The following is a 26,391-nucleotide window of genomic DNA, read 5'->3' on the forward strand; positions in this document are numbered from 1 at the left end:
CGCACATACAAGGTGAATAAGAAGATGAACAACAAGATGAATACGCGTGTCAACGGCGCGCTCAAACTGCTGGCGCTGGCCGCCGCGCTGGCCGTCGCCACGGGCGCCTCGGCGCAGTCGGCGGGGCAATGGATGGCCCAGGTCGGCCTGAACAAGATCGAACCGGACGTCAAGAGCGGCAACGTGACCGCGCCGGCCCTGCCGGAAAGCCGGGCCGACATCGGCGCCGACGTGCAGCCGGTCTTCACCGTCGGCCGCATGCTGACCGACAACATCTCGCTCGAGCTGCACCTGGGCGTGCCGTACAAGCACAAGATCTACGGCGCCGGCTCGCTGGAAGGCACGGGCGCGCTGGCCACCTCGGAAGTGCTGCCGCCGACCCTGTTCGCGCAGTACCGCCTGTTCAAGCCGGACAGCGTGGTGCGTCCGTACGCCGGCCTGGGCCTGACCTACGCCTACTTCCGCAACGAGACCGGCTCCGGCCAGCTGACCGCGCTGCTGAACCCGGGCGGCCCGCCGGCCACGTTCTCGATGCAGAACAAGTGGGCGGTCGCCGTCCAGCTGGGCGCGACCGTGGCGATCAACAAGCAGTGGTTCGCCGACGTGTCCGTGGCCAAGAGCAAGCTGAAGAGCACCGCGACCTACTCGACCGGCCAGACCATGGAGGCGCGCCTGGATCCGCTGGCGGTCTGCATCGGCATCGGCTACAACTTCTAAGCGGGCGCTTCAATGAAAAACGCCGCGGGCCGCACGGCCCGCGGCGTTTTTTCATGGCGCCGGTGTTACTGGAATGCCTGGATGCCGGTCTGCGCGCGGCCCAGGATCAGCGCGTGGATGTCGTGCGTGCCCTCGTAGGTGTTGACCACCTCCAGGTTCACCATGTGGCGGATGATGCCGAACTCGTCGGAGATGCCGTTGCCGCCCAGCATGTCGCGCGCGACGCGGGCGATGTCCAGCGACTTGCCGCAGGAATTGCGCTTCATCATGGAGGTGATTTCGACGGCGGCGGTGCCGGCGTCCTTCATGCGGCCCAGCCGCAAACAGCCCTGCAGGCCCAGCGTGATCTCGGTCTGCATGTCCGCCAGTTTCTTCTGCACCAGCTGGTTGGCGGCCAGCGGACGGCCGAACTGGTGGCGGTCCAGCACGTACTGGCGCGCCGTGTGCCAGCACGACTCGGCCGCGCCCAGCGCGCCCCAGGCGATGCCGTAGCGGGCCGAGTTCAGGCAGGTGAACGGCCCCTTCAGGCCGCGCACGTCCGGGAAGGCGTTCTCCTCAGGGCAGAACACATTGTCCATCACGATCTCGCCGGTGACGGAGGCGCGCAGGCCGAACTTGCCGTGGATGGCGGGCGCGGACAGGCCGGCCATGCCTTTTTCCAGGATGAAGCCGCGGATCGCGCCCTCGTCGTCCTTGGCCCACACCACGAACACGTCCGCCACCGGGGAGTTGGTGATCCACATCTTGGAACCGCTCAGCGCGTAGCCGCCCGCCACCTTTTTTGCGCGGGTGATCATGGAGCCGGGGTCGGAGCCGTGGTTCGGCTCGGTCAGGCCGAAGCAGCCTATCCAGGCGCCGCTGGCCAGCTTGGGCAGGAAGCGCCGGCGCTGCTCCTCGGTGCCGAACTCGTAGATGGGCACCATCACCAGCGACGATTGCACGCTCATCATCGAGCGGTAGCCCGAATCGATGCGCTCGACCTCGCGCGCGATCAGGCCGTAGGCCACGTAATTGAGGCCGGGGCCGCCGTATTGCTCGGGGATGGTCGGGCCCAGCAGGCCCAGTTCGCCCATTTCGGGGAAGATGGACGTGTCCATGCGCTCGTGGCGGAACGCTTCCAGGACGCGTGGCGCCAGCTTGTCCTGGCAATAGGCCGCGGCGGCGTCGCGCACCATGCGCTCGTCGTCGGTTAACTGTTCGTTCAGCAACAGGGGGTCGTCCCAGTGGAACTGCGCGCGGGCGTGGCTCATGGTGTTTTCCTCGATTTTCAGCGCAGCGCGCCGAACTGGCCGTTGTGGAAGATCAGGGGCGACTGGGGCGCGCACGCGCATTCCTCGACCTCGCCGACGAAAATCACGTGGTCGCCCTCGGGATAGCGGCTGCGGTTGTGGCATTCGAACCACGCCGCCGCGCCCTTCAGGATGGGCTGGCCGGTGCGCGACAGCTCGAATTCCACGCCGTTCCACGGGTCCTCCGAGCGGCGCGAGAACAGCTTGGCCAGGTGGGCCTGCTCGGCGCCCAGCACGTTGATCACGTAGTGCGAATTGCCGCTGAAGATGGGCAGGCTGTTGGCGGCCGTGCCCAGGCTCCACAGCACCAGCGGCGGGTCCAGCGACACGGAATTGAAGGAACTGGCGGTCAGGCCGCGGAAGGTGCCGTCGGCCAGCCGGGTGGTGATGACGGTGACGCCGGTGGCGAACTGGGACAACGCCTGGCGGAAATGCAGCGCGTCGAATTCTCGCGCCTCGGCGCGGGGGGAGCTTATGTTCATAAAAGGCCTGTATCTTTCCGCCATTATGCCAAAGATTGCCACGCAACAGTTTGCAGGTGCGCGCGCTGGCGCTTTGCGTTACATTAGGGAGATAAAAGCAATCCAAAAAGTACTCATTGCAGGGGGCGGTATGACAACGAATGCGGCGCTGGACATAGCCGTTCTGGGGGGCGGGTGCTTCTGGTGCATCGAGGCGGTGTACCTGGAAGTGCGCGGCGTGAACCGGGTGGAATCCGGCTACTCGGGCGGCCAGCAGCCGGATCCGACCTACGAGCAGGTCTGCGCCGGCGGCACCGGCCACGCCGAGGTGGTCAAGCTGGAATTCGACCCCGCCGTCGTCACCTACCGCGACATCCTCGAGATCTTCTTCACCATCCACGACCCCACCACCCTGAACCGCCAGGGCAACGACGTCGGCACCCAGTACCGTTCCGTGATCTACCACCAGTCGCCCGAGCAGGAGGCCACGGCGCGCCAGGTGATCGCCGAGATGGCGGTGGTGTGGGACGCCCCCATCGTCACCGAACTGTCGCCGGCGCAGCCCTATTACCCGGCCGAGGACTACCACCAGAACTACTTCGCCCAGCATCCCATGCAAGGCTATTGCGCCTTCGTGGTGGCGCCCAAGGTCGCCAAGTTCCGCAAGACGCACGCCGGCCGGCTGAAGTAGCGCATGAAGGTCGTGATCGTCGACGACACGCACATCAACCTGGTGCTGATGTCACGCCTGGTGGGCAAGCTGGAGGACGTGGAGACCGTCACCTTCCAGGCCGCGCGGCCCGCGCTGGACTGGTGCAACAGCCAGCCCTGGGACCTCTTGATCATCGACTACATGATGCCTGACATGAACGGGCTGGAACTGATCGCGCGCCTGGAAGGGGGTGTGCACGCGAACGCGCGCGAGCGCCCGCCGGTGCTGATGGTCACCGCCAGCATGGACGTCGAGGTGCGCCACCGCGCGCTGGAGAACGGCGCCAGCGACTTCCTGATCAAGCCGATCGACAAGGTGGAATTCCTGGCGCGCACGCGCAACATGCTGCAGCTGCGGCGCGCCACCGTCGGCCTGCGCGCGGAGGTCGGCAAGGCCACCGCCGAACTGCGGGCGCGCGAGCAGGAGACCATCATGCTGCTGGCGCGCGCCTCCGAATACCGCGACCCGGAGACCGGCGCCCACATCCTGCGCATGGCGCACTACTCGCAGCTGATCGCGGCGGAACTGGGGCTGTCGGAACAGGAGCAGGAGGACATCCTGAACGCCGCCCCGATGCACGACGTCGGCAAGGTCGGCACGCCCGACCACATCCTGCTGAAACCGGGCCGCCTGAACGAGGAGGAGATGATCGTCATGCGCCAGCACGCGCGAATGGGCTACGACATTCTGAAGGGCAGCCAGGCCCGCATGCTGCAACTGGCGGCCGACATCGCGCTGACCCACCACGAGCGCTACGACGGCGCCGGCTATCCGAACGGCCGCGCCGGCGAGGACATCCCGCTGGCGGGCCGCATCGTCGCCGTGGCCGACGTGTTCGACGCGCTGACCAGCCGGCGGCCCTACAAGGCACCGTGGACCATGGAGGCGGCGCGCCGGTATCTGGAGGAGAACAGCGGCGGCCATTTCGACCCGCGCTGCGTGGCGGCGCTGCTGGCGCGCTGGGACGCCGTGCGCGAAATCCGCGCCCGCTACCAGGACGACGAGCAGGGCGCCTGAGCGGCCATGCAATATGTCCGCCTGCTCAACCTGGTCCAGCGCGCGCTGGGGGCGCTGGGCGAGGAGGAGATGGCGCACCGGCTGGCGGCGCTGCGCGCCATCGGCGAGACCGCGCTGGCCAACGGCCTGGTGGCGCTGCTGCAGGAGGGCCAGCGCGCCGACCCCGGCTTGCAGCCGCGCCTGCGCGAGGTGGAGGCCGAGCTGGCGCTGCTGCGCAGCGAGAACCGCCTGCTGCGGAGCCAGGCCGCGCCATCGGGGCTGGAGGCGGGGCAGGGCGGGCGTGGCGGCCGGGGCGGCGGCGCGCGCGGCCGCAAGGCGCGCAGCCTCACGCGCAAGCTGCGCGAGCTGCGGCGGCAGCGATCGCTGTTCGAACCGGAAGAGGAGGCGCGGCACCGCCAGGAGCTCACCGAGCAGATCCTGGACCAGCTGCCTATCCCGGTCTTCCTGAAGGACCGCGAGGGCCGCTTCCTGCGCTTCAACAAGCGCTTCGAGGAGGTCACGCAGCGCTCGCGGGAGGACATCCTGGGCCGCACCATCGACGCCATCTCCTCGCCGCGCTGGGCCGAGATCACGCACCGCGAGGACGCGCTGGCCTGGTCCGGCCAGCTGGTGACCAGCGAGCGGCGCATGATGAGCTTCGACCCGCCGCGCGACATGCTGGTCAGCCGCAACGTCATCAACAGCGGCGGCCATTCCTACCTGCTGGGCTATTTCATCGACATCAGCGAGCAGCGCGCCGCGCGCGACGCCATGCAGCGCGCGGTGGAGTCGGCCGAGGCGGCCAGCCGCGCCAAGAGCGAATTCCTGGCCAACATGAGCCACGAGATCCGCACGCCGATGAACGGCATCCTCGGCATGACCGAGCTGGTGCTGGAGTCCGGGTTGACGCCCGAGCAGCGCGCCGACATCGCCCTGGTCAAGGCCTCGGCCGACGCGCTGCTCACCATCGTCGACGGCATCCTGGACTTCTCCAAGATCGAGGCCGGCAAGCTCGACATCGAGGACGTGCCCTTCGACCTGCGCCAGATGGTGGAGGACGCGGTGCGCGTGATGGCGCTGCGCGCGCGCAAGAAGGGCCTGGACCTGCGCTGCGAGCTGCCGCCCGCGCTGCCGCGCAACGTCAAGGGCGACCCCGGCCGGCTGCGGCAGGTGCTGATCAACCTGATCGGCAACGCCATCAAGTTCACCGCCAGCGGCCATGTCGAGGTGGCGCTGGCGGTGGGCGGCGAGGAGGAGGACCGCTGCGAGATCACCTTCTCCGTCAGCGACACCGGCATCGGCATCCCGCTGGAAAAGCAGAAGCTGGTGTTCGAGCCCTTCGCGCAGGTGGACGGCTCCACCACGCGCCAGTACGGCGGCACCGGCCTGGGGCTGACCATCTGCCGCCGCCTGGTGATCCTGATGCAGGGCCGGATCGACGTCGACAGCGAGCCGGGCGCGGGCAGCACCTTCAGCTTCACCGTGCCGCTGCGGCACACGGGCTTGACGGTGGTGGCGCCCTTGCCGCCGCTGGAACCGGGCGGCGGCGGCCTGCTGGCCGAAGAGGACGAACCCGCCGCCCCCGCCGCTCCCACCCACGGGGCCGGGGGGCGCGTCCCGCTCGCCGCGGCCGGGACGCCCGGCGCGGATCGGGGCAACGATGGCAAAGAGGGCAACGGGGGCGCCGCGCCGGGCGGCCCCGCCCCGCGCAAGCACCCGGCCGGGGCGGGCCGGCCCGGCCATCCCGCCGAGGCGCGCGCGGACAGCCTGCGCATCCTGCTGGCGGAGGACAATCCGGTCAACCAGCGCCTGGCGCTGCGTCTGGTGGAAAAACTGGGCCACCGCGCCACGCTGGTGGACAGCGGCCTGGCCGCGGTGGACCACGCCATCCTGGCCTCGTACGACCTGGTGCTGATGGACCTGCAGATGCCCGGCCTGGACGGCCTGGCGGCCACCCGCCACATCCGCCAGTGGGAGCGGGAACGGGAAGGCGACGGGTCCGGCGCCGGCCGCCACCTGCCCATCGTCGCGATGACGGCGCGCGCGATGGCGGGCGACCGCGAGCAATGCCTGGAGGCGGGCATGGACGACTACCTGTCCAAGCCCATCGACCTGGCGCGCCTGCGGCGGACGCTGTCCCGCTTCGCGCCGCCCTTGGCGCCCGAGCGGCGGGCGCCGGTGCTGGATTGGGCGGCCGCTTTGCAGCGCCTCGATGGCGACGCCGAACTGCTGCGCGAACTGGCCGCGCTGTTCCTGGAGGACGGCCCCCAGCTGTTGCGCGAGTTGCGCGAGGCGGCCGCCGCCGGCGAGACCGGGCGCGCGGCGCGCGCGGTGCACAGCCTCAAGGGCGTGCTGGTGAACTTCGGCGCCATGCGCGCCATCGCGGCCGCCACGCGGCTGGGGGAGGCGGTGCGGGCGCCGGCGGGCGCCGATGCCGGGGACCCGCCCGCGCCGGCCACGCCGCCCGCGGGGCCGGAGGCGGAGGCGGAGGAGGCGATGGCGGCGCTGGAGGAGGCGGTGCGCGAACTTTACGAGGCGCTGGCCGGGCTGCTGGAGCCGTCCCCGTAGATGTAGCCCCGCGACCATGGCAGCGCGCGCGGATGCCGCCCCGCCTTGCCGCACACGATCTGGTACAGGCTGATCCAGTCCTGCTCGAACGCGTAGCTGCAGCCGGCCAGGTACACATGCCAGATGCGGAAGCGCTTGTCGCCCGCCAGTTCCCGCACGCGGTCGGCGGCGGCCTCGAAATTCTCGGTCCAGATGCCGCAGGTGCGGGCGTAGTGGCGGCGCAGGTTTTCCACGTCGTAGGCCTCCAGCCCGCCCTGCTGCATGGCCTTGAGCACCTGTCCCAGGTGCGCCAGTTCCCCTTGCGGAAACACGTATTTGTCGATGAACTCGCCGCCGCCGTACGGGGTCTGGCCGTTGTCCGGGTCGGTGGAGGTGATGCCGTGGTTCATGGCCACCCCGTCCTCCTCCAGCAGGCGGCCGATGGCGGCGAAGTACTCGGGCAGATGCCGCAACCCCACGTGCTCGAACATGCCCACGCTGGTGATGCGGTCGAACCGGCCCCGCACGTCGCGGTAGTCCTGCAGCCGGATCTCCACCAGGTGCGCCAGCCCCGCCTCCCGCACCCGCCGCTGCGCCAGCGCGTACTGGTTCTGCGACAACGTGACGCCCACGCAGCGCGCGCCGTGGCGGCTGGCCGCGCGCATCGCCAGCGCGCCCCAGCCGCAGCCGATGTCGAGCAGCGTCTGCCCCGGGCGCAGGCGGATCTTGGCCAGGATGTGGTCGATCTTCTTGATCTGGGCGGTGGCCAGGTCCTCGTCGCCGCGCTCGAAGTAGGCGCAGGAATACACCATGCCCGGGTCCAGGAACTGCGCGTAGAACTCGTTGGAGACGTCGTAGTGGTAGCGGATCGCGTCGGCGTCGCGCGCCTTGGTGTGGCCCAGGCGGCGGCCGAGGAGCGCCCAGCGGCCGCGCTCCGCCTTCAGCGTGGAGCGCGCCAGCGCGTTGACCACCGCGATCATGTCGCGCGCCGCGCCGCGCACCTCGATGTCGCCCTCCACGTAGGCCGCGCCCAGGTTGGCCAGCGACGGCGTGAGCAGGTAGCGCGCCGCCGAGGCCCGCGGCAGCCGTATCGTCACGCGCGGCGGGTCGGCCGAAAAGTCCAGGTGCTGGCCGTTCCACAGTTCGATGCGCAGCGGCAGCGCCATCTGCTTGCGCACGCTGGCCATCCACGCGCTGAGCCGGTTTTGCAGAAACATGATCCACCTCCGGTGAAAACCAGAGGTGGAGTCCGGGGTCCGACCCGAGCGGGTCGGACCCCGGCAGTCGCCTCTGGTTCTAGGGCTGCAGGCGTTCCTTCTTCCAGCCGCCATCCGCCTGCAGCGTGAACACGATGCGGTCATGGAAGCGCGAGCGGCGTCCCTGCCAGAATTCCACGCGCTCGGGCACCAGACGGTAGCCGCCCCAGTGCGCCGGACGCTTCGGCTGGCCGCCGCTGGCGGCCTCCACGGCCGCGAAGTTCGTCTCCATCTCGGTCCGGCTGGCGATCCACTCGCTTTGGCGCGAGGCGACCGCCGCCAGCTGGCTCTTCACGGGACGGCTGTAGAAATACTTGTCGCTGTCCTCGGCCGAGGTTTTCTCGACGCGGCCCTCGATGCGCACCTGGCGTTCCAGCTCGCGCCAGAAGAACAGCAGCGCCGCGTTCGGGTTTTCCTCCAGTTGCCGGCCTTTCTGGCTCTCGTAGTTGGTGTACCAGGTGAAACCGCGCGCGTCGTATTGCTTGATCAGCACGATGCGCGAGGTGGGCTTGCCGTCCAGGCCCACCGTCGACACGGCCATCGCGTTGGCCTCGAACACCTCCGCCTTCATCGCCTCGTCGAACCACTTGGCGAACTGCGCCACCGGGTGGTCCAGCGTGTCGCCCTCGTCCAGGCTGGCGCGCCCGTAGTCCAGGCGCAGGTCGGCGATGTCGACGCCGCCGGCGACGGGGGCGGCCGCCTCGGGCCGCGGGGCGGGCGCCGCCGCCGGCGCGGCGGTTTGCGCCACGCCGCGGCGCTGCCGCATCGCCTCGCCCAGCTCGTGCATCTGCGCCGGGCTGAACAGCCGCTTGGCCATGGGCGCGATGTGCGCCTCCTCCTGCTCCATGTGGCCCGTGTAGGCGTTGACGAACTTTTGCACGTCGACGTCGGACAAGGCCGCGTCCGTCTGAGTGGCAATTTTGGCAAGTTGCGATTTTATTATAAGCCAGTCCGCGTCCATTTGCGCGTGCTGCGCAACGATGCGCGGCGCCAGTTCGCGCAGCAGCGCCGCGTCGGCGTCGCGGGCGGTGGCCTCCAGCATCGGCAGCAGGTTGCGCTCCTCGTCCTCGTGGTGCAGGTGGGCCGCGTTGTCGAAGTATTTCAGCACGGCGCGCGCCGCCTGGGCCGCCTCGTCGTCGGCGCCGTGCGCCGCCAGGTGGGCCGGCAGCTTGCCCAGCGTGGCCAGCTGCTTGCGGATGCGGTCGTGGCAATGCTTGAGGACGGCGATGGGCTGGCCGAAGTCCGGCGCGGTGTCGATCAGGGAAGTGCTCATGGTGTGCTCGGTCGGTGTGCGGTGGGATGGATCGGTTGGCAGCCATTCTAGAATACCTTGGCCGCCGCGTCCGCTAAAATGGCGGTATGACTGAACCTACCAAGCTAGATATACACCCGGAGGTCGATTTCGACCGCCGCTTTGGCGGCATCGGCCGCCTGTACGGCCAGGCCGCGCTGGACCGCTTCCGCCACGCCCACGTGTGCGTGGTCGGCGTGGGCGGCGTCGGCTCCTGGATCGTCGAGGCGCTGGCCCGCAGCGCCATCGGCCGCCTGACGCTGATCGACCTCGACAACGTGGCCGAATCCAACATCAACCGCCAGATCCAGGCCCTCAGTTCCACCGTGGGACAGGCCAAGATTCACGCGCTGGCCGAGCGCGTCGCGCAGATCAACCCGTATTGCCGGGTCACGCAGATCGAGGACTTCGTCGACCCGGACAACCTGGACGCGATGATAGGCGCGGGCGGCTACGACTACGTGATCGACGCCATCGACAGCGCCAAGGCCAAGACCGCGCTGATCGCCTACTGCCGCGGCCGGGCCATCCCGGTGATCGTGATCGGCAGCGCGGGCGGCCAGACCGACCCCACCAAGATCGAGGTGCGCGACCTGGCGCGCACCGAGCAGGAGCCGCTGCTGAAGAAGGTGCGGCGCCGGCTGCGCAGCGACTACGGCTTCCCGCGCGGCATGAAGAACAAGTTTCACGTGGACGCCGTGTTCTCGATGGAGCCGCTGCGCTTCCCCGAGACGGGGGAGGTGTGTTCGGTGGACGGCGACGAGCGCGGCGTCACCGGCCTGAACTGCGCCGGCTTCGGCTCGGCGATGGTGGTGACCGCCACCTTCGGCATGGTCGCCGCCGGCCACCTGTTGCGCAAGCTGGCCGAGCAGGTGGCGCCCCCTGTCGATGCCGCTTCGGCGGAAACCGGCGACCAGTAGCGAACCCGTCATTCCCGCGCGGGCGGGAATCCAAGTTCGCGTGCCGCGCCCCGGGCCAGCGCCTTGACGGCGATCGGCGCGTATTCGCCGGAGGGGAACGATTCGACCAGCGCCACCTCCCGCGCGCGCCACGCGACCGGCTCGAACGCCGTCTCCGCCGGCGCCGTCCCCGCCTCGCGCGCCAGGGTCACGTGCGGCTTGAACCCGTCGTGGATCGACGGCGGGAAGCCGGCCGCCTCCAGTTCGGCCATCAGCGCCGCCTGCAGCGCCGCCAGCGCGGCGGGCGGCCGCGTCATGCCGGCCCAGGCGATGCGGGGCCGCGCGAAATAGCCCAGGCAATCGATCCGCAGCGGCAGCTCGGGCGCTTCCAGCCGTTCCAGGATGCCGAGCAGCCCCGGCAGCGCCGTCGACGGCTGCCGGCCCAGGAAGGCCAGGGTCAGGTGCAGTTTCTCCGGCGCGATGTGGCGCCCGGGCGCCAGCGCCCGCAGCCGCGCCAGCGCCGCGCGCGCGGAATCGTCCGGCCAGAGTGCGAAAAACAGCTTGTGATTTGTTATCATGATGCCGCGCTTTGCCCGGAATCCGGGCAGGGATAGACGAACCTCAACGAAAGAATACATCATGACCCGTAGTTCCGTTTTATTCGCTTTCCTGTTCGCGGCCGCCGCTTCCATGACGCAGGCCGCGGGCCAGGACCAGGCGCTCGCGCAGGCCGAGGCCGCGCCGGCCTCCTCCGCCCCCGTGGTGGCGGGCTCCGCCCAGCCGGGTCCCGCCGCCGACGCGCTGATCGTCACCGACCACAAGGTCGGCAACGGCAAGGAGGCCATGGTCGGCAACACCGTGCGCGTCAACTACACCGGCTGGCTGTACCGTCCGCTGGCCAAGAACCAGCGCGGCAAGAAGTTCGACTCCTCGGTCGGCCGCGAGCCGCTGGAGTTCACGCTGGGCAAGGGCATGGTCATCAAGGGCTGGGACCAGGGCGTGCAGGGCATGAAGGTGGGCGGCAAGCGCACCCTGATCATCCCGTCGGAGCTGGCCTACGGCGCGCGCGCCATGGGCAACGACATCCCCGCCAACTCGGCGCTGATCTTCGACGTGGACCTGGTCGAGGTCAAATAAGCGGATCCCGCCGTGCGCGGGCCGCGGGTCCGCGCACGGCGGGCAAATCGGCGTAGACTAGGTGCTCCAGCCACCCGTGAGGAGACACCACACTATGAAGATTGCCAACGACGTCACTGAACTGATCGGCAACACGCCGCTGGTTCGCATCAACCGGATGGCGGCCGGCGCCCCGGCGCAAATCCTCGCCAAGCTAGAGTTCTACAGCCCCGCCCACAGTGTCAAGGACCGCATCGGCCTGTCGATGATCGACGCCGCCGAGGCCGCCGGGCAGATCCGCCCCGACACCATCATCATCGAACCGACCAGCGGCAACACCGGCATCGCGCTGGCCATGGTGTGCGCGGCGCGCGGCTACCGCTGCACGCTGGTGATGCCGGACACCATGAGCCGCGAGCGCCGCACGCTGCTGCGCGCCTATGGCGCCGGGCTGATCCTCACGCCCGGCTCCGAGGGCATGCTGGGCGCGATCCGCAAGGCCGAGGAGCTGGCCGAGTCCGACCGGCGCTACCTGATGCCGCAACAGTTCAACAACCCGGCCAACCCGGACATCCACCGCCGCACCACGGCCGAGGAGATCTGGCGCGACACCGACGGCCGCGCCGACATCCTGGTGGCCGGCGTGGGCACCGGCGGCACCATCACCGGCGTGGGCGAGGTGATCAAGGCGCGCAAGCCCGAGTTCCAGTGCATCGCCGTGGAGCCGGAGGCCTCGCCCATGCTGTCCAAGGGCACCAAGGGGCCGCACCCGATCCAGGGCATCGGCGCCGGCTTCGTGCCGGCCGTGCTGAACACCAAGGTCTACAACGAGGTCATCTGCGTGAAGAACGAGGACGCCTTCAGCACCGCGCGGCGCGCGGCGGCCGAGGAAGGCCTGCTGGTGGGGATCTCGTCCGGCGCGGCGCTGTGGGCCGCGCTCCAGGTGGCGCGGCGGCCGGAGAACGAGGGCAAGCTGATCGTGACCATCATCCCCTCGTTCGGCGAGCGCTACCTCAGCACCGCCCTGTACGCCGGCCTGGCCGATCAGTGAGCCTGCAGGCAGCAGGCGTGCTCGGTGGTGCCCATTTCCACCTGCAGGGTGCAGTGGTGGATTGAAAACTCGGCCTTCAGGCGCGCGGCGATGTCGTCCAGCGCCTGGTCGCCCGGGTGGCCGTCCGGCATCACCAGGTGGGCCGTGAGCGCCGTCTCGGTGGTGCTCATGGCCCAGATATGCAGGTCGTGCACCTCGCGCACGCCGTCGCGCGCGCGCAGGAAACCCTCCACCCCGGCCGCGTCCACCGAGTCGGGCACGGCCGCCATCACCATGCCCAGCGACTGGCGCAGCAGCGACCAGGTGCTGGCCATGATGATCAGCACGATGGCGATGCTGACCGCCGGGTCCAGCCAGGTCCAGCCGGTGGCCATCACGGCCAGGCCCGCCAGCAGCACGCCCAGCGAGATGGCGGCGTCCGCCGCCAGGTGCAGGTAGGCGCCGCGCACGTTGATGTCGTCCTTGGCGCCGGCCATGAACAGCCAGGCCGAGAAGCCGTTGACGGCGATGCCGATCGCGGCCACCACCGACACCGTCACGCCCGCCACCGGGGTCGGGTTCATCAACTGCTGCACCGCCTCCCACGCGATCGCGCCGCAGGCCGCCATCAGCAGCATGGCGTTGAACAGCGCCGCCAGCATCGAGCTGCTGCGCAGGCCGTAGGTGTAGCGCGCGTTCGGCGCGCGCCTGGCCAGGATGGCCGCGCCCCAGGCCAGCATCAGCCCCAGCACGTCGGACAGGTTGTGGCCGGCGTCGGCCATCAGCGCGGTGGAGTTGGCCACGAAGCCGTAGAAGAACTCGATGGCGACAAAGGCCGAGTTCAGCGCGATGGCGATGGCGAAGGCGCGGCCCTGGCTGTTCGGGTCGCCGTGGTGGTGGTGGCCGTGCCCGTGGCCGTGGTGGTCGTGGCCGCCGTGGCCATGGCCGTGCCCGTGCCCGTGCTTGTGATCGTCCTCGTGATCGTGCCCGTGATCGTGCCCGTGATCGTGCCCGTGATCGTGGTCATGATCATGGTGATCATGGTCGTGGCTGTGGTGTTTGCCCATGGTGTCAGTCCGGTTCGGCGATATGTTCGAGCATATCGTGGAGGACGCCGCTGATGTGCGCATCGGCGGCGGAGTAGAAGACCTGCTTGCCCTGGCGCTCGGACTTGACGATGCGGGCGGCGCGCAGCAGGCGCAAATGGTGGCTGACCAGCGAGCTGCTCAGCTGGAGCGAGGCGGCGATGTCGCTGACCGCGATCGGCGCCCGCACGCAGGCCAGCACGATGCGCAGGCGGGTCGGGTCGCCCAGCAGGTGGAACAGGTCCGCCAGCTGCGCCACCGAGGCGTCGGATTCGGTATGGATGGCCATTGGTCAACATGTGAATAGATATTCACATGTTAGCACATTGGTGGACGACGGGGCCAGGAAAGTCCGGGCCGGGCGCGCGCCCGGCGCCCATCCATTACTTTTGCAATTCCGCCCGGAGCTGGGCGCGGGCCTTGGGATCCAGCGTTTCCACCGCCTTGGCCAGCTTTTCGCCCTCGGCGATGGCGGCCGCCTGCGCGGGCGTCAGGGCCGCCGGCTTGCTGAAGGCGGCGTGCAGGCCGGTCACCAGCAGCGCGGTCAAGAGGGCGACGCCGGCGGCGGCGGCCAGCAGGCGCAACTCGCGCGGCGAGAACAGCGCGGCCCGCGTGGGGATGGCTTTCACCGGCGCGGCCGGCGTGGGCACGTAGCCAGGCGGGTGGCCGCCGGCGTGGGGCGCCGCCGCCAAGCCGCCGGCCGTCCGCACCTGCTCGGTCAGCTCGCGCGAGGCGGCGTCCAGCAGCGCGATGTGGCGCTCGACCGCCTCGGCCAGCACCGCCTCGTTCAGCGCCACCAGCGCGAAGATGGGATCGTCGATATCGACCTTGACGCCGGTTTTCTCGAATACCAGGGTACGCAGCTTGTGCTGATCCATGGCGCCGGCCCCGTTACCAGTTCACCTGGTCCAGCTGCTCGTACAGGTCGCGGAACACGACCTTGATGCGCTGCTTTTCCATCACGTTGAACTTGTCGCTTTCCTTGACCTCGTTGAACGTCATGCGCGCCGTGTTCATTTTCTTGATGTCGGCGCCGAAGGTGTCGGCGTTGCGCTGCGACAGCACCACCCGGCCCACCAAGCGCGCCGCGTTGTCCGCGTAGGTCTGCGATTCGATGAACGATTTGCCGGAGGCCGACACCAGCTGGCCGAAGTGCTCGTTTTCCCACAGCACCAGCGGCACCTTGGTCGACTTGGCGGTGGACAAAAAGCCCATCGCCGTGTCGTGCAGCGTGTCGCCGCCGCCGACGATGGTGTGGATGTAGACCTTGCGCCCGGATTCCTGCAGCAGCGAGAAGCAGTCGTTCTCGATCAGGTAGGCCACCAGCGGCGAGAAGGTGTTGGCGCCGTTGTCGATCACGCAATTGCCGTCCTCTTCCAGGATGTCGATCATCAGCGTGTCGAAGCGCTTGGGGTCGATGGTGCGCGCGTCGGTCATCACCGGCACGTGCTTCACGTTGAGCGACTTGTAGCGCGAGAAGGTGGCGTTTTCCTGGTCGGTGTCGTAGCAGCGCAAGGGGCTTTCGTCCTTGCCCGCGATCCATTGCGCCAGGATGGTGGACACCAGGGTCTTGCCGATTCCGCCTTTGCCCTGAAGGATGAAATGTACCGTGTTCCGCATCGATTGCTCCAATTTAGCTGCCGCTTGTTCCTGTGCCCGCCCGAACTATACAGCGGCGCGTGCCGCTAGGCGAGCGTCCGTTCACGCCAGTATCCGCAGCAGTCCCTGTAGCGCGTGCGCAACGGTCTGCTCGCGCACCGCGCGCCGGTCGCCGGCGAACACCACGCGCTCGGTCTGCACCAGCCCGCCCAGCGCCCAGCCGAAGCACACGGTGCCGACCGGCTTGTCCGGCGTGCCGCCGTCCGGCCCGGCGACGCCGGTGGTCGACAGCGCCGCCTGCGCCTTGCCGCGGGCCAGCGCGCCGCGCGCCATGGCCGCCGCCACCTCCTCGCTGACGGCGCCGTGCAGCGCGATCAGCTCCGGCGGCACGTCCACCAGCGCCGTCTTGGAGGCGTTGGAATAGGTGATGAAGCCGCACTCGAACCAGCCGGAGGAGCCGGCGATCTCCGTCACGGCGCGCGCCACGCCGCCGCCGGTGCAGGATTCGGCCGTGGCCAGCATGCGGCCCTTTTGCCGCAGCGCCTGGCCCACCAGCGTGGCCAGTTGGTCTATGTCGTTCGTCATGTCCGCTCCCCCGTCCGTTTGATGATCCAGCCTATTCTAGCGGCTGGCGGGTGGCATGCAAAACGATAGCCGGCCGGGCCAGCGTGTCCCGCCATGTTCGATGTTGCGCGCAAAACACGTACTTGCAGGCTACAATAGGCGAGCCGGCGCGCTGCCCGCGTCTCGTCTCCGATTGCCGTCCCCAGGGTTCCATAGTCCATGGCGCAATTGCATTTGCATTTCCCCCACCGCATCCGGCAGGCATGGCGCCGCGCCCTGCTTTCCGTGCTGCTGCTGCCCTTGCTGCTGGCGCTGGCCTTCGCGCCGGCCCCGTCGCGCGCCGAGAGCACGCCCATCGAGCGCCAGATCAAGGCGGCCTACCTGTACAAATTCGCCGGCTTCGTCGAATGGCCCGAGGGCAGCTTCGTGCGGCCCGACAGTCCGCTGGTGATCGGCGTGATGGCGGCCGACGCGATGGCCGAACAGCTGGAGCGCATCGTCGCCGGCCACAGCGCCAACGGCCACCCGCTGGTGGTCAAGCGGCTGAGGAAGGGCGAGCCCCCCGGCCATGTCCACATGCTGTTCCTGGGCGCCATGGACAAGGCGGCGCTGCAGGAGGTGATCGCCGCCGCCCGCAGCCAGCCGCTGCTGACCGTGTCCGACAACGAGGACGCCTTCGCGGCCGGCTGCATCATCAACTTCGTGGTGGCGGAGGACAGGCTGCGCTTCGACGTCGCGCTGAAGAACGCGGCCGCCGCCCGCATCCGCATCAGTGCGCGCATGCTGTCGGCCGCCTACCGCGTGCAGCAGGGGGTGTCATGATCAAGCTGCGGTCGCTGCGGCAGAAGCTGCTGGGCGTGGTCATGCTGTCCACGCTGGTGGCGCTGCTGGTGTCGCTGGCCACCCTGGTCGCCTACGACCTGCGCGCCTACCACCAGAGCGTGACGTCGGACATGAGCACCCAGTCCGAACTGATCGGCCATATGAGCTCGGCCGCGCTGGCCTTCGACGACAAGCGCCTGGCCCAGGAAACGCTGGCGCTGCTGCGCCTGCGGCCCAAGGTCAACGCCGGCGCCATCTTCAACGCCAAGGGCAAGCTGTTCGCCAGCTACGTGGCGCCCGGCCAGGACGACCATTTTCCGGCCCAGGTGGAGGCCGACAGCGTGCGCTACGCGGACGGCAAGCTGACCCTGTTCAAACGCATCGTCGACAACGGCGAGCTGCTGGGCACGGTCTACCTGCGCGCCGAGTACGAGATGGTGGGCCGCATCGGCGACTACCTGGGCATCGCGCTGCTGGTGATGCTGCCGGCCATGGGCATCGCCTACCTGATCATGCGCCGCACCGACTTCGTCATCACCCGCCCCATCCTCGACATCCGCGACGTGGCGCGCGACGTGGTGGCCACCGGCGACTACTCGCGCCGCGCCGCCAGGACCAGCGAGGACGAGGTGGCGCAACTGGTCGACTCATTCAACACCATGCTGAGCGAGATCGAGACGCGCGCCAAGGACCTGCAGGCCTCGAACGAGGAACTGGCGCGCGAGGCCGAGCGGCGCGCCCAGGCGCAGGACGAGGTGATGCGCCTGAACCAGGGCCTGGAGCAGCGCGTGCACGAGCGCACCCTGCAGCTGGAGGCCACCAACGGCGAGCTGGCCATGGCGATGGAGGAGGCCAAGAGCGCCAACCAGGCCAAGTCGGCCTTCCTGTCGTCCATGAGCCACGAGCTGCGCACCCCGCTCAACGCCATCCTCGGCTTCGCCCAGATCCTCACCTCCGACAAGCTGCCCTCGACCATCGCGCAAAAGAAGGAGTTCGCCGGCCACATCCTCAAGTCCGGCCGCCACCTGCTGACCCTGATCAACGAGATCCTGGACCTGGCCAAGATCGAGTCCGGCGCGGTGGCGCTGTCGATGGAGCCGGTGCACCTGGGCGAGATCCTGCAGGAGTGCCACACCATGACGGCGCCGCTGGCGGCCAACCGCGGCATCCGGCTGCTGTTCCCGCAGGACTGCATGATCAACGTCGAGGCCGACCGCACCCGCCTCAAGCAGATCATGCTCAACCTGCTGTCCAACGCCATCAAATACAACCGCGACGGCGGCGCCGTGGTGGTCGATTGCAGCATGCAGGCGCCGGACGTGGCCCGCCTGTCCGTCCAGGACACCGGCATGGGCCTGAAGCAGGAGCAGATCGCCCAGCTGTTCCAGCCGTTCAACCGGCTGGGCCAGGAAACCGGGGCCGAGGAGGGCACCGGCATCGGGCTGGTGGTGACCAAGCGGCTGGTGGAGCTGATGGGCGGCGTGATCGGCATCAGCAGCAGCGCCGGCGTGGGCAGCATGTTCTGGATCGAGCTGCGCGCCACCCAGCCGCTGCCGTCGCTGCTGGAGGCGGGGGCCGGCCGCGCGCCGGGCGAGGGCGGCGAGGGGAGCGAGGCCGGCGACGCCGAGCGCGAGCCGGCGCGCCCCACCACGCTGCTGTATGTCGAGGACAATCCGGCCAACCTCAAGCTGGTGCAGGAGATCATCAGCTTCCGGCCCGAGATGCGGCTGCTGTCGGCGCCGGACGGCCACCTGGGCATCGAACTGGCGCGCGCCCACCTGCCCGACATCATCCTGATGGACATCAACCTGCCCGGCCTGAACGGCATCGACGCCATGCGCATGCTGCGCGCCGACCGGCGCACCGCCGACATCCCGGTGATCGCGCTGACCGCCAACGCCATGCCGCGCGACGTGGAAAAAGGAATTGCGGCAGGATTCTTCCGTTACCTCATCAAGCCGATCAACATCGATGAATTCACGGAAGCCATCAGCAGCACCATGGCGTACCTAGCGGACAGAAAGGCCACCAAGGAATTGTCATGATCACGCCCACGGATATCCTCAACGCCAGGATACTGATCGTGGACGACCAGGCGGTAAACGTGCAGTTGCTGGAATACCTGCTGACGACGACCGGCTACCAGGCCGTCAGCGCCACCACCGACCCGCGGGTGGTGGCGCCGTGGCACGAGCAGCACAACTACGACCTGATCATCCTCGACCTGCACATGCCCGGCATGAACGGTTTCGACGTGATGGACGCGCTGCGCCCGCTGGAGGCCGAGGCCTACCTGCCGGTGCTGGTGGTGACGGCCGAGCCGGACAAGAAGCTGGCCGCGCTCGAGGCCGGCGCGCGCGACTTCGTCAGCAAGCCCTTCGACCCGGTGGAGGTGCTGACCCGCATCCGCAACATGCTGGAGGTGCGGCTGATGCACCGCGAGGCGACCAACTACAACGCGCTGCTGGAGCGGACCGTGCGCGAGCGCACCGCCGACCTGCAGCGCTTCCGCAGCGCCATGGACGCCACCGCCGACGCCATCTTCCTGATCGACCCCGGCAGCCTGGCGCTGGTGGACGTGAACGACGGCGCCTGCCGCATGCTGGGCTACGGCCGCCAGCAGCTGCTGGCGCTGGAGCCGTCGCGCCTCGGGCTCGGCTCGCCCGAGGAGCTGGCCCTCCGCGGCGGCGAGGCCGGGGACGGCGCGCGCGCGCCGCAGCTGTTCGAGCGGGAGCTGACCCGGCAAGACCTGGCCGGGGTGCCGGTGGAGGTGTACTGGCAGCTGCAGCGGGAGGACCAGGACCACCAGGGCGACGGCCAGCGCACGCTGATCTGCGTGGCGCGCGACATCAGCGAGCGGCGCCAGGCCGAGGAGCGCCTGCTGCACATGGCGCACTACGACAGCTTGACCGGCCTGCCCAACCGCACGCTGTTCTACCAGACGCTGGCCGACGCCATCGAGCTGGCGCACGACAAGGAATGGCGCATCGTGGTGCTGTTCATCGCGCTGGACCGTTTCAAGAACATCAACGACTCGCTGGGCGCCGGCGCCGGCGACGAACTGCTGCGCCAGTTCAGCAGCCGCCTGGTGCAGTGCGTGCGCATCCGCGACACCGTCGGCCGCCTGGGCGGCGACGAGTTCGCGCTGATCCTGACCATGACGCGCGACCAGCAGGACGCGGTGCTGGTGGCCAACGAGGTGCGCGAGGCGCTGCGCGCGCCGTTCGACCTGGAGGGCCACCCGGCGGCGCTGACGGCGTCCATCGGCATCGCCATGTACCCGGACGACGCCACCGATCCCGAGACGCTGGTGAAATACGCCGACACCGCGATGGAGCGCGCCAAGCAGGCCGGGCGCGACGGCTACCGCTTCTTCACGGCCGGCATGAACGTGCAGGTGCTGGCGCGGCTGGACCTGGAGATGGCGCTGCGGCGCGCGCTCGACGAGGACGAGCTGGTGCTGTACTACCAGCCCAAGGTCAACCTGACCACGGGCCGCATCAGCGGCGTGGAGGCGCTGCTGCGCTGGCAGCGTCCGGGCGTGGGGCTGGTGTACCCGGCCGAGTTCGTGCCGGTGCTGGAGGACACGGGGCTGATCGTGCGCGTCGGCGCCTGGATCATCGAGGCCGCCTGCCGCCAGATCGCGGCCTGGAACCGCTCGCTGGTGGGGCCGGTGCACGTGGCGGTCAACGTGTCCAGCCGCCAGTTCGTCGAGGGCGACCTGGAGGCGGAGGTGCAGTCCGCGCTGGAGCGCCACAAAGTGCCGCCGGAACTGCTGGAGCTGGAATTGACGGAGACGGCGCTGATGTCGAACGCCGAGCGCACCATCGGCGTGCTGCAGCGGCTCAAGGCGATCGGCGTGAAATGCGCGATCGACGACTTCGGCACCGGCTATTCCAGCCTGGCCTACCTGCAGCGCTTCCCGATCGACAAGCTGAAGATCGACATCGCCTTCGTGCGCGACATCACCACCAATCCCAACGACGCGGCCATCGCGCTGGCCATCATCAGCATGGCGCACAGCCTGAAGCTGCGCGTGATCGCCGAGGGGGTGGAGTCGCGGCCGCAGCTGGAGTACCTGCGGCGCAACCGCTGCGACGAGATCCAGGGCTATTTCTTCAGCCGCCCGCTGCCGGCCGACGAGCTGGGCCAGCTGGTGGAGGCCGGCAAGGGCTTGCCGCCGGACCCGGGCCAGGCGGCCGAGCCGCCGCAGACGCTGCTGATCGTGGACGACGACGTCAACGTGCTGTCCTCGCTGCACCGGCTGTTCCGGCGCGACGGCTACCGCATCCTGACGGCGGTGTCGCCGGCCGAGGGTTTCGAGCTGCTGGCGCTGCACCCGGTGCAGGTGATCGTGTGCGACCAGCGCATGCCCATCATGAGCGGCACCGAGTTCCTCAGCAAGGTCAAGGAGATGTATCCGGACACGATACGCATCATCCTGTCCGGATACACGGGGCTGGAGGCGGTGCTGGACTCGATCAACCGCGGCGCGATCTACCGCTTCTACACCAAGCCCTGGGACGACACCCAGCTGCGCGACAACATCCGGCTGGCGTTCCACCACTACTGGCTGATGCACGGCAGCGGCCGCCGCGCCGGCGACCCGAACGAGGACCACACCGCGCTGGCGTAGGCGCGCTCAGGAGAAGTGGTCGAACCCCCGCAATTGAAGGTCCAGCGCCGCGCCGACGGCGTCCGCCAGCCGCAGGCCGGGCTCGGCCTCGATCCGTCCCACCCGCGTCACCGGCGTGCCGCAGCGCGCGCCCGCCGCCAGGACGGCCTCGCGCGCCGAGACCGGCGCCGTGAAGCACAGCTCGTAATCGTCGCCGCCCGCCGCCGTGTAGCGGCGCCGCAGCGCGATGTCGCGCGTGGCCAGCACCGGCCCGGCCGGCAGCGCGTCCACGTCCAGCGTGGCGCCCACCCCCGAACGCTTGAGGATGTGGCCGAGGTCGCCCACCAGCCCGTCCGAGAGGTCGATCGCCGCGCGCGCCAGGCGCGACCCCGCCAGCAGCGCGCCCAGCGCCACCCGCGGCGTGGGCGTGTACAGGCGCGCGCCGGCCGCGGCCAGCTCGGCCGCGGTCAGCGCCGGCCCGGTGTCCTGGTCCAGGCGCGCGGCCAGCGCCAGGCGCGCGTCGCCCAGCGTGCCCGAGACCCAGACGTCGTCGCCCGCCAGTGCGGCGTCGCGGCGCAGCGCGTGGCCGGGCGCGACCTCGCCGAAGATGGTGACGCAGATGTTGAGCGGCCCCCTGGTGGTGTCGCCGCCGATCAGTTCGCAGCCGTGCGCGTCGGCCAGCGCGAACAGCCCGCGCGCGAAGCCGGCTAGCCAGTCGCGGTCGGACGAGGGCAGCGCCAGCGCCAGCGTGAAGCCCACCGGGCGGGCGCCCATGGCCGCCAGGTCGGACAGGTTGACGGCCAGGCTCTTATGGCCCAGCCGCGCGGCGTCCTCGCCGGCGAAGAAATGGCGGCCCTCGACCAGCATGTCCGACGAGATCGCCGTCTGCGCGCCGGGCGTGGGCGCGAGCAGCGCGCAGTCGTCGCCTATGCCCAGCACGGCGCGGGTGGGGCGGGGACGGTCGAAGTATTCAGTGATGAGGTCGAATTCGGAGAGCATGCGGCATTTTACCGCCCGCTAGCCGGCGGCGGGCAGCGTCAGCGGCATATGGCCGATGGCGAAGTTGGCCGGCACCGTCTCGGCCGAGAAGAACAGCCAGTCGTGGTTGGCCAGCTTGACGGCCACGCCGTCGACGTTGAAGCGGGCCGACAGGTCCGGCGTGAAGAACAGCTGCGGGCCGGCCTCGTAGGCGGCGCCGGCCAGCATCACCAGCAGCTTGCACGGGCCCGCCTCCACCGTCAGCGACTCGGGCGCCAGCCGCGCCAGCCTGCCGCGGCCCGTCTGCATCAGGCCGCCCAGCGAGCGGCTGTAGACGAAGGCCAGGTCCAGGCCGTCGCGCTGCCAGTCCAGCAGCCGGCGCCAGGCGCCGTCGGCGCCGGCTTCGGCGAGGTCGGTGACGGATGATGTGGCGACCAGTGCGGTCATGGTTTTCTCCCCGGGGGCAGCGTCAGGCACGCCACGCCAGTCTAGCGCAAGACGGGGGCGGTGTCAGTCGCGGTCGGTGCTGCGCTTTCGCTGGGCCTTGAGGAAGTGCACCCGGCGCACCGAGCTGTATTGCCACAGGCCGGCCGAGGCCACCGCGGTCAGCGCCAGCAACGCGGCCTGTTCCGTGCCTTGCGGCGCGAAGAACAGGCAGACCGAGCTGACGGGAAAGATCACACTGGAGAGACGGAAGCAGTTGTGCCAGAACTGGTAGCTCATCGCGCGCCTTTCTAAGAAGACAATTGGCCCAGTCTAATGCGCACACTTGAGCATGTCCAGGAGCGCACTGTTGTAAACACCTGTTTTTTCAGCGTTTTGTTTTCACGTCACTATGATTTTCATACCACATTGTGAACATGCGTTTCTCCTGATAAGAACGCGCTCCATATTCGCTTATCGTTTTAAGGCGGCCGAAATTGATAGAATTTAACGATTAGTGACTTTAAGTCGATAGTTTTTAACCCATATTGGTGAAAATACCTACCTGATTGAAAGAATCAGTCTGATAGAATCGGAGGCTTTCCGATAGACAAACAGGAAGGCAGCAACAGCATGGATTCGTCATCTGATAAAAAAGAGGAACTTCGGCAGCAGCTTCGTCTTGCAGCTCTCGAGTACCACGAATGTCCCAAGCCCGGTAAGATCAGCGTCACCCCCACCAAGCAACTCTCCAATCAGCGCGACCTGGCGCTCGCGTACTCCCCCGGTGTGGCGGCACCATGCGAAGAAATCGTCGCCGACCCAGCCAACGCCTACAAATACACTTCCCGCGGCAACCTCGTAGCAGTCATCACCAACGGCACGGCCGTGCTGGGCCTGGGCAATATCGGCCCGCTCGCCGCCAAGCCTGTGATGGAGGGCAAGGGCGTGCTGTTCAAGAAATTCGCTGGCATCGATGTGTTCGACATCGAGATCAACGAGATGGACCCAGACAAATTGTGCGACATCATCGCGTCGCTGGAACCCACCTTCGGCGGGGTGAATCTGGAGGACATCAAGGCCCCCGAGTGCTTCTACATCGAGCGCCAGCTGCGCGACCGCATGAAGATCCCGGTCTTCCACGACGACCAGCACGGCACCGCCATCATCGTCGGCGCGGCCCTGCTGAACGGCATCCAGCTGGTGGGCAAGAACATCAAGGAATGCAAGCTGGTGGTGTCCGGCGCCGGCGCGGCCGCGCTGGCCTGCCTGGACCTGATCGTCGACCTCGGCTTCCCGCTGGAAAACATCTTCGTCACCGACCTGGCCGGCGTGGTCTACAAGGGCCGCACCGAGCTGATGGACCCGGACAAGGAGCGCTTCGCGCGTGAAACCAGCGCCCGCACGCTGGCCGAGGTGATCCCGGACGCCGACATCTTCCTGGGCGTGTCCGCCGGCGGCGTGCTGAAGCAGGACATGGTCAAGCAGATGGCGCCCAACCCGCTGATCCTGGCGCTGGCCAATCCGAATCCGGAGATCCTGCCCGAGGACGTGCGCGCCGTGCGCGGCGACGCCATCATCTGCACCGGCCGTTCGGACTATCCGAACCAGGTCAACAACGTGCTGTGCTTCCCCTACATCTTCCGCGGCGCGCTGGACTGCGGCGCCACCACCATCACGCGCGAAATGGAAATCGCCGTGGTGCACGCGATCGCCGAGCTGGCGCACGCGGAACAGTCGGACATCGTGGCCACCACCTACGGCATCCAGAACCTGTCCTTCGGCCCCGAGTACCTGATCCCGATGCCGTTCGACCCGCGCCTGCTGACCAAGATCGCGCCGGCCGTGGCCAAGGCCGCCTTCGAGTCCGGCGTCGCCACCCGTCCGATCCAGGACCTGGAAGCCTACGCCGACAGCCTGCAGCAATTCGTCTACCGTTCCGGCACCTTCATGAAGCCGGTGTTCTCGGTGGCCAAGCAGACCCCGATCGAACTCAAGCGTATCGTCTACGCCGAGGGCGAGGAGGAGCGCGTGCTGCGCGCCGTGCAGGTCGTCGTCGACGAGCGCCTGGCCCGTCCGATCCTGGTGGGCCGTCCGGCCGTGCTGGAAACGCGCGTGCAGAAGTTCGGCCTGCGCCTGAAGCAGGGCGTGGACTACGACGTCATCAACCCGGACTACGACGAGCGCTATCGCGACTACTGGCAGTCCTACTACGCGCTCACCAGCCGCAAGGGCGTGACGCCGGAATACGCCAAGCTGGAAATGCGCCGCCGCCACTCGCTGATCGGCGCCATGATGATCAAGAAGGGCGACGCCGACGGCATGATCTGCGGCACCTTCGGCACCACCGACCTGCACCTGAAATACATCGACCAGGTGCTGGGCAAGCGCGAGGGCGCCAACATCTACGCGGCCATGAACGTGCTGGTGCTGCCGGAGCGCCAGCTGGCCATCCTGGACACCCACGTCAACGAGAACCCGGACGCCGAACAGGTGGCCGAGATGACCGTGATGGCCGCCGACGAGATGCGCCGCTTCGGCCTGTCGCCGCGCGCCGCGCTGCTGTCGCACTCGAACTTCGGCTCGTCCAACAGCGCCTCGGCGCAGAAGATGCGCGCCGCGCTGAAGATCGTGCGCGAGAAGGCGCCCGACCTGGAGGTGGACGGCGAGATGCACGGCGACACCGCGCTGGACTCCAAGCTGCGCACCAAGTTCATGCCGGACTCCGATCTGAAGCAGGACGCCAACCTGCTGGTGATGCCGAACATCGACGCCGCCAACATCTCGTACAACCTGCTGAAGACCTCGGCGGGCAACGGCATCGCGATCGGCCCCATCCTGCTGGGCTGCGCCGCGCCGGTGCACATCCTCACCCCGTCGGCCACCGTGCGCCGCATCGTCAACATGACCGCGCTGTGCGTGGTCGACGCGGTCGCCCAGCGCAAGGGCTGATCCGCGTTTCGGGAAAAAGCCAGCTCCGGCTGGCTTTTTTCTTTCCAGAAGTTTCCCTGTAACAATGTGTAAGTGTTGTAATGGCCCCGGCGCGTCCACGGGGTCCGTGCATGTCTCTGTTACAATGCTCGGCTATCTATGCTTGTTGAAAACGCAAAAAAACCATGCAAAAGACTAAGAAAGCCCTCGTTACGGGCATCACCGGCCAGGACGGCGCCTACCTCGCGGAATTGCTGCTGGGCAAAGGCTATGAAGTCACCGGCACCTACCGCCGCACCAGCTCGGTCAATTTCTGGCGCATCGAAGAGCTCGGCATCCAGAACCACCCGAATTTGAAACTGGTCGAATACGACCTCACCGACCTGAGCTCGAGCATCCGCCTGCTGCAAACGGGCGGCTTCGACGAGATCTACAACCTGGCGGCGCAAAGCTTCGTCGGCGTCTCCTTCGAGCAGCCGATCACCACCGCCGAGATCACCGGCGTCGGTCCGGTCAACCTGCTCGAGGCGATCCGCATCGTCGACCCGAAGATCCGCTTCTACCAGGCGTCGACCTCGGAAATGTTCGGCAAGGTGCAGGCCATCCCGCAAAAGGAAGACACCCCGTTCTATCCGCGCAGCCCCTACGGCGTGGCCAAGCTGTACGCGCACTGGATGACGGTGAACTACCGCGAGTCCTACGGCATCTTCGGCTGCTCGGGCATCCTGTTCAACCACGAGTCGCCGCTGCGCGGCCGCGAGTTCGTCACCCGCAAGATCACCGACTCGGTCGCCAAGATCAAGCTGGGCAAGCTGGAGACGCTGGAACTGGGCAACCTGGACGCCAAGCGCGACTGGGGCTTCGCCAAGGAATACGTGGAAGGCATGTGGCGCATCCTGCAGGCCGACCAGCCCGACACCTACGTGCTGGCGACCAACCGCACCGAGACCGTGCGCGACTTCGTCACCATGGCCTTCAAGGCGGTGGACATCGCCATCGAATGGCAGGGCAGCGCGGACCATGAGACCGGCCACGACGCCCAGACCGGCAAGGTGCTGGT

25 protein-coding genes are annotated in these 26,391 nt (G+C 68.4%); 12 read left to right on the forward strand and 13 right to left on the reverse strand.

Features of this window, described 5'->3' with window-relative positions; all coding sequences use genetic code 11:
• Nucleotides 1–36 precede the first annotated feature (36 nt).
• Nucleotides 37–717 carry an OmpW/AlkL family protein gene (locus BM436_RS18685; protein WP_093557066.1) on the forward strand — a complete coding sequence of 227 codons (681 nt, stop codon included), beginning with the start codon at nt 37–39 and terminating at the stop codon, nt 715–717.
• A 65-nt stretch (nt 718–782) separates the two neighbouring features.
• Here the strand turns inward: BM436_RS18685 and BM436_RS18690 are convergent, their stop codons facing one another.
• Nucleotides 783–1,967 (reverse strand): acyl-CoA dehydrogenase, encoded by a 1,185-nt coding sequence (locus BM436_RS18690; RefSeq protein ID WP_093557037.1) that lies wholly within the window; start codon nt 1,965–1,967, stop codon nt 783–785.
• 17 nt (nt 1,968–1,984) lie between these two features.
• Nucleotides 1,985–2,488 carry a flavin reductase family protein gene (locus BM436_RS18695; protein ID WP_093557038.1) on the reverse strand — a complete coding sequence of 168 codons (504 nt, stop codon included), beginning with the start codon at nt 2,486–2,488 and terminating at the stop codon, nt 1,985–1,987.
• Between the two features lie 130 nt (nt 2,489–2,618).
• On the opposite strand from BM436_RS18695, the gene msrA reads away from it, so the two are divergent.
• From msrA to BM436_RS18710, 3 genes are read left to right on the forward strand one after another with little or no spacing between them, the layout of a single operon-like run.
• Nucleotides 2,619–3,158, forward strand: coding sequence for a peptide-methionine (S)-S-oxide reductase MsrA (gene msrA / locus BM436_RS18700; RefSeq protein WP_093557039.1), 540 nt, complete (start codon nt 2,619–2,621; stop codon nt 3,156–3,158).
• A gap of 3 nt (nt 3,159–3,161) precedes the next feature.
• On the forward strand, nt 3,162–4,196 hold the full coding sequence (locus BM436_RS18705; RefSeq protein WP_093557040.1) for an HD domain-containing phosphohydrolase: 1,035 nt from the start codon (nt 3,162–3,164) through the stop codon (nt 4,194–4,196).
• 6 nt (nt 4,197–4,202) lie between these two features.
• The gene (locus BM436_RS18710) at nt 4,203–6,743 is read left to right on the forward strand and encodes a hybrid sensor histidine kinase/response regulator (protein ID WP_229490464.1); all 2,541 of its coding nucleotides are present in this window, start codon (nt 4,203–4,205) and stop codon (nt 6,741–6,743) included.
• Here the strand turns inward: BM436_RS18710 and BM436_RS18715 are convergent.
• A complete protein-coding gene (locus BM436_RS18715) occupies nt 6,704–7,939 on the reverse strand; it encodes a class I SAM-dependent methyltransferase (RefSeq protein WP_093557041.1) in 1,236 nt (411 codons plus the stop codon). The two genes, BM436_RS18710 and BM436_RS18715, sit on opposite strands and share 40 nt — an antisense overlap.
• Nucleotides 7,940–8,018: 79 nt before the next feature.
• Entirely contained in the window at nt 8,019–9,251 is a 1,233-nt protein-coding gene (pdxH, locus tag BM436_RS18720) for a pyridoxamine 5'-phosphate oxidase (protein WP_093557042.1), read from the reverse strand.
• An 86-nt stretch (nt 9,252–9,337) separates the two neighbouring features.
• Here pdxH and tcdA point away from each other — a divergent pair, with 86 nt between their 5' ends.
• Nucleotides 9,338–10,189 (forward strand): tRNA cyclic N6-threonylcarbamoyladenosine(37) synthase TcdA, encoded by an 852-nt coding sequence (gene tcdA, locus BM436_RS18725; RefSeq protein WP_093557043.1) that lies wholly within the window; start codon nt 9,338–9,340, stop codon nt 10,187–10,189.
• An 8-nt stretch (nt 10,190–10,197) separates the two neighbouring features.
• Here the strand turns inward: tcdA and thpR are convergent, their stop codons facing one another.
• Complete coding sequence (gene thpR, locus BM436_RS18730; RefSeq protein WP_177307326.1) at nt 10,198–10,746, reverse strand: RNA 2',3'-cyclic phosphodiesterase; 549 nt, start codon at nt 10,744–10,746, stop codon at nt 10,198–10,200.
• 61 nt (nt 10,747–10,807) lie between these two features.
• Between thpR and BM436_RS18735 the strand changes: the two genes are divergently transcribed.
• Both BM436_RS18735 and cysK read left to right on the forward strand, forming a co-directional pair.
• The gene (locus BM436_RS18735) at nt 10,808–11,305 is read left to right on the forward strand and encodes an FKBP-type peptidyl-prolyl cis-trans isomerase (protein WP_093557045.1); all 498 of its coding nucleotides are present in this window, start codon (nt 10,808–10,810) and stop codon (nt 11,303–11,305) included.
• Nucleotides 11,306–11,399: 94 nt separating this feature from the next.
• Complete coding sequence (gene cysK, locus BM436_RS18740; protein ID WP_093557046.1) at nt 11,400–12,335, forward strand: cysteine synthase A; 936 nt, start codon at nt 11,400–11,402, stop codon at nt 12,333–12,335.
• Here cysK and BM436_RS18745 read toward each other — a convergent pair.
• The 5 genes from BM436_RS18745 to BM436_RS18765 form a co-directional block, all read right to left on the reverse strand.
• A complete protein-coding gene (locus BM436_RS18745) occupies nt 12,329–13,381 on the reverse strand; it encodes a cation diffusion facilitator family transporter (RefSeq protein ID WP_093557047.1) in 1,053 nt (350 codons plus the stop codon). The genes cysK and BM436_RS18745 overlap by 7 nt on opposite strands.
• 4 nt (nt 13,382–13,385) lie before the next feature.
• Entirely contained in the window at nt 13,386–13,688 is a 303-nt protein-coding gene (locus tag BM436_RS18750) for an ArsR/SmtB family transcription factor (RefSeq protein ID WP_093557048.1), read from the reverse strand.
• Between the two features lie 94 nt (nt 13,689–13,782).
• Complete coding sequence (gene traM / locus BM436_RS18755) at nt 13,783–14,277, reverse strand: conjugal transfer transcriptional regulator TraM (RefSeq protein WP_093557049.1); 495 nt, start codon at nt 14,275–14,277, stop codon at nt 13,783–13,785.
• Nucleotides 14,278–14,290: 13 nt separating this feature from the next.
• Nucleotides 14,291–15,019 (reverse strand): P-loop NTPase family protein, encoded by a 729-nt coding sequence (locus BM436_RS18760; RefSeq protein ID WP_093557050.1) that lies wholly within the window; start codon nt 15,017–15,019, stop codon nt 14,291–14,293.
• A gap of 81 nt (nt 15,020–15,100) precedes the next feature.
• Complete coding sequence (locus BM436_RS18765; RefSeq protein WP_093557051.1) at nt 15,101–15,583, reverse strand: CinA family protein; 483 nt, start codon at nt 15,581–15,583, stop codon at nt 15,101–15,103.
• 198 nt (nt 15,584–15,781) lie between these two features.
• Here BM436_RS18765 and BM436_RS18770 point away from each other — a divergent pair, with 198 nt between their 5' ends.
• From BM436_RS18770 to BM436_RS18780, 3 genes are read left to right on the forward strand one after another with little or no spacing between them, the layout of a single operon-like run.
• On the forward strand, nt 15,782–16,384 hold the full coding sequence (locus BM436_RS18770; protein WP_093557052.1) for a TOL_0243 family YfiR-like periplasmic protein: 603 nt from the start codon (nt 15,782–15,784) through the stop codon (nt 16,382–16,384).
• Nucleotides 16,381–18,429 (forward strand): sensor histidine kinase, YfiR-like protein-associated, encoded by a 2,049-nt coding sequence (locus BM436_RS18775; RefSeq protein ID WP_093557053.1) that lies wholly within the window; start codon nt 16,381–16,383, stop codon nt 18,427–18,429. Before BM436_RS18770 ends, BM436_RS18775 begins: the two co-directional genes overlap by 4 nt.
• Nucleotides 18,426–21,020: an EAL domain-containing protein gene (locus BM436_RS18780; RefSeq protein ID WP_093557054.1), complete on the forward strand. Its 2,595-nt coding sequence runs from the start codon at nt 18,426–18,428 to the stop codon at nt 21,018–21,020. The genes BM436_RS18775 and BM436_RS18780 overlap by 4 nt, the downstream gene beginning before the upstream one ends.
• A 6-nt stretch (nt 21,021–21,026) precedes the next feature.
• On the opposite strand, the gene thiL is transcribed toward BM436_RS18780, so the two are convergent.
• The 3 genes from thiL to BM436_RS18795 form a co-directional block, all read right to left on the reverse strand.
• On the reverse strand, nt 21,027–21,998 hold the full coding sequence (thiL, locus tag BM436_RS18785) for a thiamine-phosphate kinase (RefSeq protein WP_093557055.1): 972 nt from the start codon (nt 21,996–21,998) through the stop codon (nt 21,027–21,029).
• Between the two features lie 18 nt (nt 21,999–22,016).
• Nucleotides 22,017–22,424, reverse strand: a complete 408-nt coding sequence (locus BM436_RS18790; protein ID WP_093557056.1) for a hypothetical protein — start codon at nt 22,422–22,424, stop codon at nt 22,017–22,019.
• A 63-nt stretch (nt 22,425–22,487) separates the two neighbouring features.
• Nucleotides 22,488–22,700: a hypothetical protein gene (locus tag BM436_RS18795; protein WP_093557057.1), complete on the reverse strand. Its 213-nt coding sequence runs from the start codon at nt 22,698–22,700 to the stop codon at nt 22,488–22,490.
• Between the two features lie 333 nt (nt 22,701–23,033).
• Between BM436_RS18795 and BM436_RS18800 the strand changes: the two genes are divergently transcribed.
• Together BM436_RS18800 and BM436_RS18805 are read left to right on the forward strand one after the other, a co-directional pair.
• Complete coding sequence (locus tag BM436_RS18800; RefSeq protein WP_093557058.1) at nt 23,034–25,352, forward strand: NADP-dependent malic enzyme; 2,319 nt, start codon at nt 23,034–23,036, stop codon at nt 25,350–25,352.
• 164 nt (nt 25,353–25,516) lie between these two features.
• On the forward strand, nt 25,517–26,391 hold an 875-nt coding region (locus BM436_RS18805), incomplete at its 3' end, for a GDP-mannose 4,6-dehydratase (RefSeq protein WP_093557059.1).

The organism is Pseudoduganella namucuonensis (genome assembly GCF_900116645.1).
Classification (GTDB): domain Bacteria; phylum Pseudomonadota; class Gammaproteobacteria; order Burkholderiales; family Burkholderiaceae_D; genus Rugamonas; species Rugamonas namucuonensis.